Genomic DNA, 14,743 nt, shown 5'->3' with positions numbered 1-14,743 from the left:
CTGCAATTCTGCGGCTGCCTGCCCAGACTGACCAACAGCTGACCAGCCGTTTTGAGGGAAGATACAAGGGGGAGGACCCGAAGGGGACGGAGGACATGGAGAAAAAGGGGGCCCGCTTGGCGGTTTCGTGCGGAGTCAAAGAATCCCGCCAACGAGCGAAGTCAACCAGCTACACCTCACGCGCGAGGACTTCAACGATCCTGCGCGCTGCCGCGCCATCCCACAGAGGCGGCCGTTCCCCACGCCGCCGCGGTTCCCCCCGGTCCAGTGCGTCGAGGCACTCATGCGCCGCAGCGACCACATCTCCCGCCCGCGTCCCCACGAGCCGGTTGCTCCCCAACTCCACCGTGACCGGCCGCTCTGTGTTTTCGCGGATCGTCAGACACGGCACCCCCAGCGCGGTGGTTTCTTCCTGAAGTCCTCCGCTGTCGGTCAGCACCAGCGCCGCCTCGCTCCACAGGGCCAGGAACGGCCGATAGGGCAGCGGCGGGAGCAGCACCAGCGTCGGCGGCAGTGACAGCCGCAAGGCCTGGATCCGGCCCAGCGTGCGGGGGTGCACCGGGAACAGCAGCGGCAATCGCCGCGACAGGTCTCCCAGCGCCTCCAGCAGCGCCACCAGCTGCACCGCATCGTCCACGTTGGACGGCCGATGCAGCGTCACCACCCCATAACGCCCGGCAGCGGCCACCGCCGCCATCTGTTCCGCCCTCCCGGGCCACCCCTGCCGATCTACCCCCGCCAGCAGCGTGTGTTGATAAAGCAGGTTGTCCACCATCACATGACCCACCGGATGGATCTGCGAGGCCGGATGCCCTTCACGGCGCAAATGCTCCGCCGCACTCGGCTCGGTCGTGAACAGCCAGTCGGAGATCGCATCGGTGGCTCGCCGGTTGATCTCCTCCGGCATCCGCATGTCCCCGCTGCGCAGCCCCGCCTCCACATGCGCCACACGCACGCCGAGTTTGCGGGCCACCAGCGCACAGGCCAGCGTCGAATCGACATCGCCCACCACCACGCAGGCGGCAGGACGGTCCGCCACCACCACCGGCTCATACGCGTCCAGAATACGCGCCGTCAGCTGTGCATGGCTCCCGCCAGCACAACCGAGCGACACATCCGGCGGGGGAAGCCCCAGTTCCTCGAAGAACACGCCGCTCATCGCGTGGTCATGGTGCTGGCCGGTGTGCACCAGCCGCCAGGCCAGCCGACCGTCGTCCTTCAAGGCCCGCACCAGCGGTGCCAGCTTCATGAAGTTAGGCCGCGCCCCGGCAATCAGATGCAGCAGCGGCGCAGCCATCCGCTCAGCGCCTCAATCGAAGAACTTCGCGTCCGCCAGCAGCGGGGCCTGGGCGTCCTTGTCCGCCAGCTTGGGCGCCGCGCCGGTGTCCGGCCATTGAATGCCGATCGCCGGATCGTCCCACCGCACCGAGCCTTCCGCCTGCGGCGCATACAGGTCGGTCGTCTTGTACAGGAAGTCCGCCGTCTCGCTCAGCACCAGGAAGCCGTGCGCAAAGCCCGGTGGAATCCACAGCTGACGATGGTTCTCCCCGCTCAGCTCCACGCCCGCCCACTGGCCGAAACGCGGGCTGGACTTGCGCATGTCCACCGCCACGTCGAACACGGCGCCCGCCGTGCACCGCACCAGCTTGCCCTGCGCATGCGGCGGCAGCTGGAAGTGCAGACCCCGCAGCACCCCACGGCTGGACCGGGAGTGGTTGTCCTGCACAAACCGGACCTCATGGCCCACCGCTGCATTGAACTTCGGCTCGGTCCAGCTTTCCATGAAGAAGCCACGGGCATCCCCGAACACCTTCGGTTCAAGAATCAGGACTTCCGGCAGCGCGGTCGGAATGACGTTCATCAAAACACTTTCTCGTTCAGCAGTTGCTTCAGGTATTGGCCATACCCGTTCTTCAACATGGGCTGCGCCAGACGCTCCAGCTGTTCTGCGGTGATCCAGCCGCGGCGGTAGGCAATTTCTTCCGGACAGGCCACCTTCAACCCCTGACGCTTTTCCAGCGTGGCGATGAACTGGCCCGCTTCCAGCAGGCTGTCATGGGTGCCGGTATCCAGCCATGCATAGCCGCGCCCCATGATCTCGACCTTCAGCTCCTGCTGCGCCAGATACCGCGCGTTCACGTCGGTGATTTCCAGCTCGCCACGGGCGCTCGGCTTGATATCCGCTGCAATGTCGCAGACCTGCGAGTCGTAGAAGTACAGGCCGGTCACCGCATAGTTGCTCTTGGGCTTGAGCGGCTTCTCTTCGATGCTCAGCGCGCGCCGGTCATTGTCGAATTCCACCACCCCATAACGCTCCGGATCATGGACGTGATAGGCGAACACCGTCGCGCCGTTGGTGCGCTCATCCGCCGCCCGCAGCAGACCCAGCAGGTCGTGGCCGTAGAAGATGTTGTCGCCCAGCACCAGCGCGCTCGGGGAGCCGTTGATGAAGTCGCGGCCCAGAATGAAGGCCTGCGCCAGCCCGTCCGGCGACGGCTGCACGCAGTATTCCAGCCGAATGCCCCAGCGCGACCCATCCCCCAGCAGCGCCTCGAAACGCGGCAGGTCCTGCGGCGTGCTGATCAGCAGGATGTCCCGGATGCCCGCCAGCATCAGCGTACTCAGCGGGTAATACACCATCGGCTTGTCGTAGACCGGCAGCAGCTGCTTGCTCATGGCCAGCGTCGCCGGATGCAGCCGGGTGCCAGAGCCCCCCGCCAGAATGATGCCCTTGCGGGTGGAGGTCGCAGGAGTCGTTGGCATAAGGGTCCTCACAGAATCTCGTCGAGCATGCGGTCCACACCGGTCTGCCAGTGCGGCATCACCAGTCCGAAACGCGACTGCAGGGCGCGGTTGTCGAGGCGGGAGTTCAAGGGCCGGGGCGCCGGCACCGGGTAGGCCGAGGTTGGAATCGCTTCCACCTGCTCCGCCTGCACCTTGAGCGTCACGCCCTTGGCCGCGGCACGCCGCAGCACATGCTGCGCATACTGATGCCAGCTCGTCGCTCCGCTGGCCACCGCGTGATACACCCCGCACAGCGACCGATCCGCCGTCGCGCTGCGCACCAGATGTGCGGTCACGTCCGCCAGCAGGTCGGCGCCGGTGGGCGCACCGATCTGATCGGCGACCACCTTGAGCTGTTCCCGCTCCGCCGCCAGCCGCAGCATCGTCTTGGCGAAGTTGCCGCCGCGTGCCGCATACACCCAGCTGGTCCGCAGGACCAGCGCATCGGCCCCGTGCTCCGCGATGAGGCGCTCGCCTTCCAGCTTGGTGCGGCCATAGGCGCTCAATGGGCCGGTGGCAGCCGATTCGTCACGTGCCTGATCACCGCTGCCATCAAAGACGTAGTCCGTGCTGTAGTGCACCAGCAGGGCGCCCAGGGCACGTGCTTCGGCGGCCAGGACACCGACGGCTGTGGCGTTGATCTGGCGAGCCGCCGCCTCTTCGGATTCAGCCTTGTCGACCGCCGTGTAGGCGGCCGCATTCACGATCACCTCCGGCGCGACCCGGCGCACCGTGGCGGCCAGCGCGTCGCTGTCCGAGAGGTCACCGCCGTCGGTGCGATCCAGCGACACCAGCGTCCCCAGCGGCGCCAGCGCGCGTTGCAGTTCCCAGCCCAGTTGGCCCGACTTGCCCAGCAGTAGCAGCTTCATCACGGCCCCTCAGCGGCTCTGGTCGGCGCCATACTGCTGCGACACCCAGTCACGGTAAGCACCGGACTGCACCCGCGCGACCCAGGCTTCATTGGACAAATACCACTGCACTGTCTTGCGGATGCCGGTCTCGAAGGTTTCCGCGGGACGCCAGCCCAGCTCGCGTTCGATCTTGCGGGCGTCGATGGCATAACGGCGGTCGTGGCCCGGGCGGTCCTTCACGTAGGTGATCAAGCGGCTATAGGGCCCCGCAGCATCCGGGCGCAACTCGTCCAGCAGTGCGCAGACGGTGCGCACGATGTCGATGTTGGCCTGTTCATTCCAGCCACCGATGTTGTAGGTCTCGCCCACGCGGCCACCCGCCAGCACGGCACGGATGCCGGAGCAGTGGTCGGTGACATACAGCCAGTCGCGGATCTGCTGCCCGTCGCCATAGACCGGCAGCGGTTTGCCGGCCAGGGCATTGACGATCATCAGCGGAATCAGCTTCTCCGGGAAATGGTAGGGCCCGTAGTTATTGCTGCAATTTGTGGTCACCACCGGCAGCGCGTACGTGTGATGCCAGGCGCGCACGAGATGGTCGCTGGCCGCCTTCGAGGCCGAGTAGGGGCTGTTCGGTTCGTAGGGATTAGTCTCTGCAAAAGGCGGATCTTCGGGCTTCAGGGAACCGTAGACCTCATCGGTCGAGACATGATGAAAGCGGAACGACGCCTTGGCGTCCTCGGCCAGCGCGCCCCAATAAGCGCGGGCGGCTTCCAACAGCGTGAAGGTGCCCTCGACGTTGGTTCGCATGAAGGCGCCCGGGCCATGGATGGACCGGTCCACATGGCTTTCCGCCGCGAAGTGCACGATGGCGCGCGGGCGGTGCTGCGTCAGCAGCTGGTCCACCAGCGCGCGGTCGCAGATGTCGCCCTGCACAAACTGGTGGCGGGCATCGCCTTGCAGGCTGGCCAGGTTCTCCAGATTGCCCGCGTAGGTCAGCGCATCCAGGTTGACCACGGGCTCGTCCGACGAGCGCAGCCAGTCCAGCACAAAGTTGCTGCCGATGAAACCGGCACCGCCGGTGACGAGAATCGTCATGACTCAATGAATCCTTAGAGCGAAACATAAATGGACCTGCGGCGCAGGACCAGTCGCCGCGCGGGGAGGCGATGCTGCCATTACAGGCGCCAAATCCTCAGACCGGCGGCGCGAAGATTGTCGCTCACAAAAGCGGCCTTGACGTCGATGAAGGCGCCACCGGCCACCACCTTGCCGCAAAGCGCCTCAACGCTCAGGGCCTTGTACTCCCGGTGCGCCACCGCCGCCACGATGGCGTCGGCTTGCGGCAGATCCTCGAAGCGATGGAGCTGCACGCCGTATTCGTGCATGGCTTCGTCCGCCGCCGCCGCCGGGTCGGTCACCCAGACCTCCACGCCATAACTTTCCAGCTCGCGGATGATGTCGATGACCTTGGAATTGCGCAGGTCGCCGCAATCTTCCTTGAAGGTCAGGCCCAGCACATTCACCTTGGCACCCTTGATGTAGCTGCCCGCGGCGATCATCTGCTTGATGGTCTGTTCGGCGATGAACTTGCCCATGCCGTCGTTGATGCGACGCCCCGCCAGGATGACCTGCGGGTGGTAGCCCAGCATGTCCGCCTTGTGGGTGAGGTAGTAGGGATCCACACCGATGCAGTGGCCGCCGACCAGCCCCGGCTTGAACTTCAGGAAGTTCCACTTGGTGCCGGCGGCTTCCAGCACCTCGGAGGTGTCCAGGCCGATCCGGTCGAAGATGATGGCCAGCTCGTTCATCAGCGCGATGTTCAGGTCGCGCTGAGTGTTCTCGATGACCTTGGCCGCCTCGGCGGTCTTGATGCTGGAAGCGCGGTGCACCCCCGGCCGGATGATGGTCTCGTAGGTGCGGGCGACGATGTCCAGCGTCTCCGGTGTGTCTCCGGAGACGATCTTCAGGATCTTGGTGAGCGTGTGCTCCTTGTCGCCCGGGTTGATGCGCTCGGGGCTGTAGCCGACGAAGAAGTCGCGCTTCCAGACTTTGCCCGACTCCCGCTCGAGCACCGGAATGCAGACTTCCTCGGTCGCGCCGGGGTAGACGGTGGATTCAAACACCACCACCGCCCCCGCCTTCATGTGGCGGCCGACGCTGGCCGACGCGCCCACCAGCGGCCGGAAGTCCGGGATGTGGGCGTCGTCCACCGGCGTGGGCACCGCCACGATGATGACGTCCGCCTCGGCCAGGCAGGCCGGGTCGCTGTGATATTCGGCGTGGACGGCGGCCCGCACCTCGTCGTCGGTCAGCTCGCGCGACGGGTCGGTGCCGGCGCGGCACCTGGCCACCTTGTCGGTCGAAATGTCGAAACCGATGGTGCGGCCCAGCTTGCCAAATTCGACCACCAGCGGCAGCCCCACATATCCCAGACCTACAACGGCAATCACAGCCACGGCCTTCTCCTCTTCTAGCGTGCGCTTCTTTGTACCCGGCTTTGTAGCGGTTTTCGAGCGCGGCGCCGATCCCTCAATTGCGGCCGTAGGTGTCCTGGTAGCGCACGATGTCGTCTTCGCCCAGATAGGAGCCGGACTGCACTTCGATGATTTCCAGCGGCACCTTGCCCGGATTGGACAGGCGATGCACCTGGCCCAGCGGGATGTAGGTGGACTGGTTTTCGCTCAGCAGGATGGTCTTGTCGCCGTTGACGACCTCCGCCGTGCCTTGCACCACGATCCAGTGCTCCGCCCGGTGATGATGCATCTGCAGGCTCAGTGAGGCGCCCGGCTTGACCATGATGCGCTTGACCTGGAAGCGCTCGCCCATGTCGATGCTGTCGTACCAGCCCCACGGCCGGTGCACCTTGCGGTGCAGGTTGTGTTCGTCCCGCTGGCTGGCGGTGAGCGAATTGACGATCTTCTTGACGTCCTGGCTCTTGCTGCGGTCAGCCACCAGCACCGCGTCCGGCGTTTCCACCACCACGATGTTGTCCAGCCCCACCGCCGACACCAGTCGGCTGGTGGCATGCACCAGGGTGTTGCGGCTGTCCGCAATGATGGCGTCACCCCGGCTGGCGTTGCCGTCGTTGTCCTTGGGGGCGACCTGCCACACGGCTTCCCAGGCGCCCAGGTCGTTCCAGCCGGCGTCCAGCGGCACCATGCGCAGCGGGAATTCGCTGCCGGGGCAGTGCTCCATCACCGCATAGTCGATGGACTCGCTCGGCACCTGACCGAACAGGTCCTTGGACGGACGCACAAAGGCGCCGTCGGTTTGGCGGGCATCGAAGGCGGCGCGGGTGGCCGCTTCGATGTCAGGACGAAAGCGTTGCAGGGCCTTCAGCCAGGTGGAGGCGCGCAGCACAAACATGCCGCTGTTCCAGAAGTAGCTGCCTTCGTCCAGGTAGCGCTGCGCCGTGGCCGCATCGGGCTTCTCGACAAAGGCTTCGACCCGAAGTCCAGTGCCCTCCGCCTGGCCGCGGATGTAGCCGTAGCCGGTTTCGGGACGGTCGGGCGTGATGCCCAGGATGACGATGGCGCCGTCCTGCGCCTGACGGATGGCCGTCTGCAGCGCCGTCGTGAAAGCATCGGCTTCGGTGACCGTCTGGTCGGCCGGGGTGACCACCAGCACCGGATCCGACCCGCCCTGCAACGCCTGCAGGGCCGCCAGCGTGATGGCAGGCGCGGTGTTGCGACCGGTCGGCTCCAGCATCACGGCGCTGGGGGACAGGCGCTGCTCGCGCAGCTGATCCAGCACCATGAAGCGGTGTTCTTCATTGCCCACCACCAGCGGCGCGCCGACGGCGATGTCTTCCGCGCCCAGCGTGGCCAGGCGGTCCGCCGCCTGCTGGAACAGGCTGGTGTTGCCGCTGAGGATCAGGAACTGCTTCGGATAACCCGCACGCGACAACGGCCACAGCCGCGTTCCACTGCCACCGGCCATGATGACCGGCAGGACGTCAATCTTGCTCAAGCTTCTGCTCCCTCAAATCCATTGGGATTGCGGGACTGCCAGCGCCAGCTGTCCTCGCACATCCGTGCCAAATCGTATTTTGCCGTCCAGCCCAGCCGTTCACGGGCCAGCGCCGGGTCCGCATAACAGGCGGCCACGTCGCCCGGGCGGCGCGGTGCAATCTCATACGGAATCTCGCGGCCGCTCGCCTTGGCGAAGGCGTTGACCAGTTCCAGCACGCTGTAGCCGCGACCGGTGCCCAGGTTGACCCAGATCGATTCCTGGCCGGCCAGCAGGAACTTCAGCGCCGCCACATGGCCCTCGGCCAGATCCACGACGTGGATGTAGTCGCGCACGCCGGTGCCGTCCGGGGTGTCGTAGTCGTTGCCGAACACGCTCAGCTTGGCGCGGCGTCCAACGGCCACCTGGGTCACGTAAGGCATCAGGTTGTTGGGGATGCCGCGCGGGTCTTCGCCGATGCGGCCGCTTTCATGGGCGCCCACCGGATTGAAGTAACGCAGGCAGGCGGTCTGCCAACTCGGGTCGGAGGCGCCCAGATCACGCAGGATGCCTTCGCCGATCAGCTTCGTCGCGCCGTAAGGATTGACCGCCATCAGCTCCGCATCCTCGCGCAGCGGCAGCGACTTCGGCTGGCCATAGACGGTGGCGCTAGAGGAGAAGACGATGCGCTTGCAGCCGTGACGCTGCATCACTTCGCAGACGGTCAACAGGCCGTCCAGGTTGTTGCGGTAGTAGGCCAGCGGCTTGGCGGTGGATTCACCGACGGCCTTGAAGGCCGCGAAGTGCACCACGGCGGCGGGCTGGTATTCGCTGAACACCCGGTCCAGGGCAGCCGCATCGCAGACGTCGAGCTTCTCGAACAGCGGCGTCTGGCCGCTCAGTTCGGCCAGGCGCTCCAGCACCTTGGGCGAGCTGTTGCTGAAGTTGTCCACGCCGATGACACGGTAACCGGCCGCCAGCAGGGCCAGCCAGGTGTGGGAGGCAATGTAGCCGGTCGCGCCGGTCAACAGGATGGTGGTGCTCATGAATACTCCCTGGTCTTACTGGATCACGCCCTGCACATAGCAGCCTGCAGTGTAGGCATCGTAGGTGTAGAGGGTGCTATAGGAATTGCGGCTCTGCCGGCTGTAGCTGCAGCCCAGGGTCACGGCGCGCGTGGCCTGCCAGCTGATGCCGGCGTTGTAGAAGCGGCTGTTGTCGCTGTAGCCGGTGTTGAGGTTGCGGTCGTCACGGCTGACGCGCGAGTAACCGCCGCCTGCCGTCAGGCTGACCTTGCCGGTGAGGCGGTAGGTACCCTGCACCTGCGCCGAGGTGGTGATCCGGTTGTAGTCCGACACCACGTTCGCCACACCCAGGTAATAGGTTTCCACGCCGGTGTCCCGCGAGATCTGGGTCGACAGGCTCCAGCGGCCGCCCGGTTTCCAGTCCCAGACCAGCGCGCCGGTGACCCCATCAAAGCCATCGGCCCGGCTGCGGCTGACGCGCGCATTCAGGTTGGACGAGCCGGTCAGCGTCCAGCCGGCGGTCAGGTCCAGGTCCTTGCGGGAGTATTCGAAGTCGGTGTCGGTGCTGCGGCCCTTGGTGTAGCGGCCGGCCAGACCGAAACGCCACTGGCTGCTGGGGCTGTAGGTCAGGCCCAGCGAGGTGGCGCCCTGACGGTATTCCTGGCTGACATAACTGGCCAGCGAATAGTCCCGGGTGCGGTAGACATAACCGCCTTCCAGCGCCAGCGGCGTGGTGGACGGCAGACCCAGGCGCACCGTAGCTTCCGCGCTCTGGTCGGTCTGGATATTGCGGTCGGTGGTGGGCGCGATCTGCGAGGTGGCGTTGTAATCCGCCAGGTAGCGCTTGCGCAGGTAGGTCAGGTTGCCGGAGAGATCGCCGACGGTGGACCAGTCCATGCCGGTGCGGATGTCAAAACCGCGGTTGTTCAACTGCTCGTTGTGGTTGTAGCGGTTGTCCATCCACTTGGTGTTGGCATACAGACGCTGCCGGCCCAGACGCACGTCCGCCCCGCCCAGCAGGGTGAGGGTGGTGTACTGGTCGCTGTTTTCCGCCGAGTTCTCGCGAAAGACGTTGTTGGCATATTGCTGCGACAGCGCGGCCCCGAGATACCAGGGGGCGCCGCTGCTCTGGGCCGAGGCGCCGGCGCTGACGCCCAGCAGGCCGGCCGTCAGCAGCCACAGCACCGACGGACGGCAACCGCGGCCGCTGGCACGGCCGAGGCGGGCCGGTCGGGGCAGGGCGTGCAGGCGTTGAGTGGGGGTCATCACGGGAAGGCTCCTGATGCTTCTGGGTCAGTAGGCGTGGCGGTCGAAAATCATGAGCCGCACGGTGCGCACGATGATCTGCAGGTCCAGTCCGAGGGACCAGTTGCGCAGATATTCCAGGTCGTATTCCACCCGGGCCTTCATCTTGTCGATGGTGTCGGTCTCGCCGCGCAGACCGTTGACCTGGGCCCAGCCGGTGATGCCCGGTTTGACCTTGTGACGGACCATGTAGGCCTTGATGATCTGGCGGTATTCCTCGTTGTGGGCCACCGCATGCGGGCGGGGGCCGACGATGCTCATGCGGCCCTGCAGCACGTTGACGAACTGCGGCAGCTCGTCCAGGGACGTGCGGCGGATGAAGGCGCCAAACGGCGTGATGCGCGGGTCGCCCTTGGTGGCCTGCTTGACCACGGTGCCGTTGTCCATCACCCGCATCGAGCGGAACTTGTAGACCATGATCTCGTCGCCATCCAGGCCATTGCGGCGCTGGCGGAAGATGATCGGTCCGGGCGAGCTCATCTTCACCCCGATGGCCAGCGCCACCAGGATGGGGGAGATCAGCAGCAGGATCAGGCTGGCCAGGATGATGTCGCTGATGCGCTTGACCACCTCGTTCACCCCGGTGAACGGGGTTTCCAGAATGCCCACCACCGGCACGCCGTTCATGTCCTGCAGGCGGCCCTGGATGATGCTGATGCCGAAGACGTCCGGCACGAAGAAGATCGAGGCGGTGGTGCCCTGCACCTGCTCCAGCAGCTGCACGATGCGGGGCTGCGAGCCCAGCGGCAGGGTGATGTAGACCTCCCGCACGCCATGGGCGCGGACGAAGTCGCTCAGCTCCGGCAGCGTGCCCAGGATGCGGCCATTGGTGTCGCCATGCAGCCGGTCATCCTGACGGTCGTCGAAGAAACCCAGCAGTTCCACGCCCTTCATGGGACCGGCTTCCAGCGCCCGGGCCACCTTGGCGCCGAGCGGGCCGGCGCCCACGATGATGGCCGAGCGGCGGATCCACGGCTGGCGCGAGCGCCAGCGCAGCACCTGCCGGCCCACCTCCACCGCCACGATCTGGCTCACCGGCGTGAGGATGGCCCACCACATCAGCACATCGCGCTCGAAGTAGTGGAAGCTGCTGGTGGCGTAGGCAAACATGCCAAGAATCAACAGCAGCATCAGCCAGGAACCGATGATGTCGGTCACCGCACTGGCAGGATGTTCACCGAAGTGGTTGCGTCCCGGAAAGGTGAGCGCAAACACCAGCATGCACAACGTATAGGTCGACCGCATCACCGGCTCGCCAAACCAGGCCAGCACGGCGAGATAGACCAGGACGATCAGGCTGGGCTCGAGAAACGCCGCGATGAAGGACTGGACCGATTGCGGCGCACTGTAGAACGTTCTCTTGTAGTTCCGATCCTCAAACATCACCCTGTGGTCCTTGGTTGCTTCCCTCTTGCCACGGACTGGCCTTCCGGCCATGCCCAGCAGCCCGGCCGTTGGCCGGCTCTCCTGAGCCGCGCTGCCCGTCCGGCTTATCAATGGCCAGCTCTGGCGGCGCTTTCCGCACCTGTCCCGTTCCGGCCATGCCTGGGGCATGACTGGCCGGGTTACCCCCTTGTCCCGGCCGGAGCCGGAAATTCTCGCTCAATTCCATCCCCCCACTCGTAACCAACGACCCCCTACCCTCGGGCTGGGTCTGCCTACAATCCGCCCATGCTTCAAGAATGGTCCAAGCTCCTGGCCCCTGCTGTGCAGGATCGCATCACGCTATTGCTCAACCATGTCATGTCGCGCGAGCCGATCGTGTCGACACGTCTGGCGCCGCAGGCTGGCAAGACGGTGCGGCTGCATCTGGCGGGATGGCCCCGCCTGTTGCCTGCCGCGCCCGACCTGCGTCTGCGCATCACGCCCGCCGGTCTTCTGGAACGGTTGAATGACGGGGAAACCCAAGAGCAAGAACCGGACCTGGAAATACAACTGGAAGCATCCAATCCGGCCGCGGCCGCCTTCGGTGTGTTGTCCGGCGAACGTCCGGACGTGCGGGTGCAGGGCGATGCGCAGCTGGCCGGCGAGATCAACTGGCTGATCGACAACCTGCGCTGGGACATTGAAGACGACCTGGCCGCCATCACCGGACCGGCCGTCGCCCATCAGCTGGGACGCATCGGCCGCGCGGCGGCGCAGGGGATGGCGCTGCTGGCCCGTCAGGCCGGCCGCTTCATGCCGGACGGATCCGGACGGGGCTGACCGGCAGGGATTCATGAGATATCTGTCCCGCCTGCTGGTCATTGTCTGGACCCTGTACCGCTTTGGCCTGGATGAGCTGGCGCTCTCCACGCTCAAGCAGCGCCGTTTCCGTTTCCTGCGCCGCCTGATTTCGGTCGGCCGCGCCTGGGACCAACCCCGCGGCGTGCGGCTGCGCATGGCGCTGGAGCGCCTGGGTCCCATCTTCGTGAAGTTTGGGCAGCTGCTGTCCACCCGCCGGGACCTCGTCCCGGACGACCTGGTGGTCGAGCTCTCCCGCCTGCAGGACAACGTGCCGCCGTTCCCGGCGGAGCAGTCCCGCATGCTGATCGAGCGGGCTTTTGGCCGCCGCATTGAAGACATCTTCGCCAGCTTCGACGCCCAGCCGGTGGCCAGTGCGTCCATCGCCCAGGTGCACTTTGCGGTGCTGCCGGACGGGCGGGAAGTGGCGGTGAAGGTGCTGCGACCCGGCATGCTGGACGTCATCGAGGACGATCTGGCGTTGATGCGCACGCTGGCCGGCTGGATCGAGCGCTTCTCGGCGGACGGCCGCCGGCTGAAGCCGCGCGAGGTGGTGGCCGAGTTCAACACCTATCTGCATGACGAGCTGGACCTGGTGCGCGAAGCCGCCAATGCCGCCCAGCTGCGCCGCAACATGCAGGACCTGCAGCTGGTGCTGGTGCCGGAGATGATCTGGGAACTGTGCGCCAGCGAGGTCATCGTGATGGAGCGCATGCGCGGTGTCCCCATCTCCCAGCTGGAGCGGCTGCGCGAAGCGGGTGTGGATATTCCGAAGCTGGCGCGCGATGGCGTCACCATCTTCTTCACCCAGGTCTTCCGCGACGGCTTCTTCCATGCGGACATGCACCCGGGCAACATCCAGGTGAGCCTGGAGCCGCAGACCTTCGGCCGTTACGTGGCCCTGGACTTCGGCATCATCGGCACGCTGACCGAGGTGGACAAGGACTATCTCGCCCAGAACTTCATCGCCTTCTTCCGCCGCGATTACAAACGGGTGGCGGAGCTGCACATCGAGTCCGGCTGGGTCCCCCCGCAGACACGGGTGGATGAACTCGAAGGCGCGGTGCGCACCGTCTGCGAACCGCACTTTGATCGCCCATTGAAGGACATTTCCCTCGGCCAGGTGCTGATGCGCCTGTTTCAGATTTCGCGACGATTTAACGTCGAGATTCAACCGCAGCTGGTTTTGCTGCAAAAAACGCTGCTCAACATTGAAGGTCTGGGACGGCAGCTCGATCCGGAGCTGGACCTCTGGGCCACAGCCAAACCGTTCCTGGAACGCTGGATGGATGAGCAGGTGGGCTGGCGGTCATTCCTGCATCACCTGAAGAAGGAAGCGCCGCGCTTTGCGCAGATGCTGCCGGAGTTCCCGCGGCTGATGCATGAGGCCCTGAAGCAGCAGGGGGACGGCCGCCGCGATGAACTGACGCGGCAATTGCTCGCCGAGCAGCGCCGCACCAATCATCTGCTGCAGGGCCTGGTCTGGGGCATTGCCGGATTCATGGTGGCTCTGGTGGCCAGCCAGGTGGTGCTGCGCTGGATGCCCTGGTGACCCGGCGCGAGCGGACGGGGCCAAACGGGGCCGGTCGGCCCCGCTCCCGTCCCGCGCTCAGTTCTGGGTGGCGTAATCCGCAAACCCTTGTTGCAGCTTCGAGCGCAGCAGGGTGCGCACCCGGTTGACCCGCGAGCGGACGGTGCCGATGGGAATCGACTGGATCGCCGCCACATCGCGGTAGGACTCTTCCTCCAGGCACGCCAGGTGAAAGGTGCCGCGCAGATCGGGGGAGAGACCGGCGAGTGTGTCGTCCACCACCTTGGCCAGCTGGCGATAAGACACGCACTGACTCACATCCATCACGGCTTCGACGCTGCGCTGGGCCATTTCACCGTCCACCATATGCGGCGTGGCGTCCAGGCTTTCCACCTGACTGCTGCGCTTGGCGCTGCGGGCCACATGGTTGCGGGCGACGTTGGCCGCGATACCGAAGAACCAGGTCTCGACGGATGACTTCGCCATGAAGCGGTCGCTGCAGCGGGTGGCTTCGAGCAGGGCGTCCTGGATGATGTCGTCCAATTCCCCGGGGGAGCGCTCGTAGCGGCGCAGGAAACGCTTGAGCTTGCTCGAATCGTTGCGGGACTCCCGTGCGATGCGGACGATGTGCGTCAGGACCTGCTGCTGACGACTCCGCGCTTCGTTGTCTTGGTCGGTCATATCGTTGAGGACTGGTGAAGTGCCCGGGCCTGTGTCGTGGCCGGCGGGAACCGGCAGGCTCGTGTGGGCGTTGAGACTCCCCGGGAAAGAAACGGTAGAGAGACAGGATTCGCGGTTCATGGTCGACCTCCAAAGGTGGCCAGCGCGGACAGGGCCTGCTCGCCGAGTGAAAGAATCTGAAGTGCCACCCAGCGGCCGGTGGCCGCCAGGGTGACCCCGACGGCGAGCAACTTGACGGCGAACGGAATGCTCTGGTCCTGCATGGACAGGACCGCCTGCAGCAGCGACACCACCACACCGGTGATGACGGCCACGATCAGGCTGGGCATGGACAACCAGATGACGGCCAGCAGGCCCTTCTGGAAAAAAGCGAGGGTCTCGACCATGGAAGG

Annotated in this window: 14 protein-coding genes; 2 read left to right on the top strand and 12 right to left on the bottom strand. The window is 65.7% G+C overall.

The window, feature by feature from the left end; genetic code table 11:
* Positions 1–169 precede the first annotated feature (169 nt).
* The 10 genes from wecB to FHS28_RS09200 form a co-directional block, all read right to left on the bottom strand.
* Complete coding sequence (gene wecB / locus FHS28_RS09245; RefSeq protein ID WP_088450596.1) at positions 170–1,297, bottom strand: non-hydrolyzing UDP-N-acetylglucosamine 2-epimerase; 1,128 nt, start codon at positions 1,295–1,297, stop codon at positions 170–172.
* A gap of 12 nt (positions 1,298–1,309) precedes the next feature.
* Entirely contained in the window at positions 1,310–1,861 is a 552-nt protein-coding gene (gene rfbC / locus FHS28_RS09240; protein WP_088450594.1) for a dTDP-4-dehydrorhamnose 3,5-epimerase, read from the bottom strand.
* Positions 1,861–2,763, bottom strand: coding sequence for a glucose-1-phosphate thymidylyltransferase RfbA (gene rfbA, locus FHS28_RS09235; protein ID WP_088450592.1), 903 nt, complete (start codon positions 2,761–2,763; stop codon positions 1,861–1,863). Before rfbA ends, rfbC begins: the two co-directional genes overlap by 1 nt.
* 8 nt (positions 2,764–2,771) lie before the next feature.
* A complete protein-coding gene (gene rfbD, locus FHS28_RS09230; protein ID WP_088450590.1) occupies positions 2,772–3,653 on the bottom strand; it encodes a dTDP-4-dehydrorhamnose reductase in 882 nt (293 codons plus the stop codon).
* Between the two features lie 9 nt (positions 3,654–3,662).
* Positions 3,663–4,733 (bottom strand): dTDP-glucose 4,6-dehydratase, encoded by a 1,071-nt coding sequence (gene rfbB, locus FHS28_RS09225; protein ID WP_088450588.1) that lies wholly within the window; start codon positions 4,731–4,733, stop codon positions 3,663–3,665.
* An 80-nt stretch (positions 4,734–4,813) separates the two neighbouring features.
* Positions 4,814–6,094, bottom strand: coding sequence for a nucleotide sugar dehydrogenase (locus tag FHS28_RS09220; protein WP_088450586.1), 1,281 nt, complete (start codon positions 6,092–6,094; stop codon positions 4,814–4,816).
* Between the two features lie 73 nt (positions 6,095–6,167).
* On the bottom strand, positions 6,168–7,577 hold the full coding sequence (locus FHS28_RS09215) for a mannose-1-phosphate guanylyltransferase/mannose-6-phosphate isomerase (protein ID WP_088450702.1): 1,410 nt from the start codon (positions 7,575–7,577) through the stop codon (positions 6,168–6,170).
* 26 nt (positions 7,578–7,603) lie between these two features.
* Positions 7,604–8,632 carry a UDP-glucose 4-epimerase GalE gene (galE, locus tag FHS28_RS09210; RefSeq protein WP_088450584.1) on the bottom strand — a complete coding sequence of 343 codons (1,029 nt, stop codon included), beginning with the start codon at positions 8,630–8,632 and terminating at the stop codon, positions 7,604–7,606.
* 15 nt (positions 8,633–8,647) lie between these two features.
* Entirely contained in the window at positions 8,648–9,877 is a 1,230-nt protein-coding gene (locus tag FHS28_RS09205) for a TonB-dependent receptor domain-containing protein (protein WP_088450582.1), read from the bottom strand.
* 27 nt (positions 9,878–9,904) lie between these two features.
* Positions 9,905–11,299: an undecaprenyl-phosphate glucose phosphotransferase gene (locus tag FHS28_RS09200; protein WP_088450580.1), complete on the bottom strand. Its 1,395-nt coding sequence runs from the start codon at positions 11,297–11,299 to the stop codon at positions 9,905–9,907.
* 288 nt (positions 11,300–11,587) lie between these two features.
* Here FHS28_RS09200 and FHS28_RS09195 point away from each other — a divergent pair, with 288 nt between their 5' ends.
* A complete protein-coding gene (locus FHS28_RS09195) occupies positions 11,588–12,121 on the top strand; it encodes a hypothetical protein (RefSeq protein WP_184294443.1) in 534 nt (177 codons plus the stop codon).
* A 13-nt stretch (positions 12,122–12,134) separates the two neighbouring features.
* Entirely contained in the window at positions 12,135–13,691 is a 1,557-nt protein-coding gene (gene ubiB, locus FHS28_RS09190) for a ubiquinone biosynthesis regulatory protein kinase UbiB (RefSeq protein ID WP_088450578.1), read from the top strand.
* A gap of 57 nt (positions 13,692–13,748) precedes the next feature.
* Here ubiB and FHS28_RS09185 read toward each other — a convergent pair whose 3' ends face one another.
* Together FHS28_RS09185 and sctS are read right to left on the bottom strand one after the other, a co-directional pair.
* Entirely contained in the window at positions 13,749–14,351 is a 603-nt protein-coding gene (locus FHS28_RS09185) for a sigma-70 family RNA polymerase sigma factor (protein WP_184294440.1), read from the bottom strand.
* A 116-nt stretch (positions 14,352–14,467) separates the two neighbouring features.
* Positions 14,468–14,737, bottom strand: a complete 270-nt coding sequence (gene sctS, locus FHS28_RS09180; RefSeq protein ID WP_088450574.1) for a type III secretion system export apparatus subunit SctS — start codon at positions 14,735–14,737, stop codon at positions 14,468–14,470.
* Positions 14,738–14,743: the final 6 nt, after the last annotated feature.

It is taken from the genome of Roseateles terrae, assembly GCF_014192155.1.
In the GTDB taxonomy this organism is placed as follows: domain Bacteria; phylum Pseudomonadota; class Gammaproteobacteria; order Burkholderiales; family Burkholderiaceae_C; genus Roseateles; species Roseateles terrae.
Note: the sequence above shows the minus strand (reverse complement) of the source record. Positions and strands in the feature narration are given on the sequence as shown.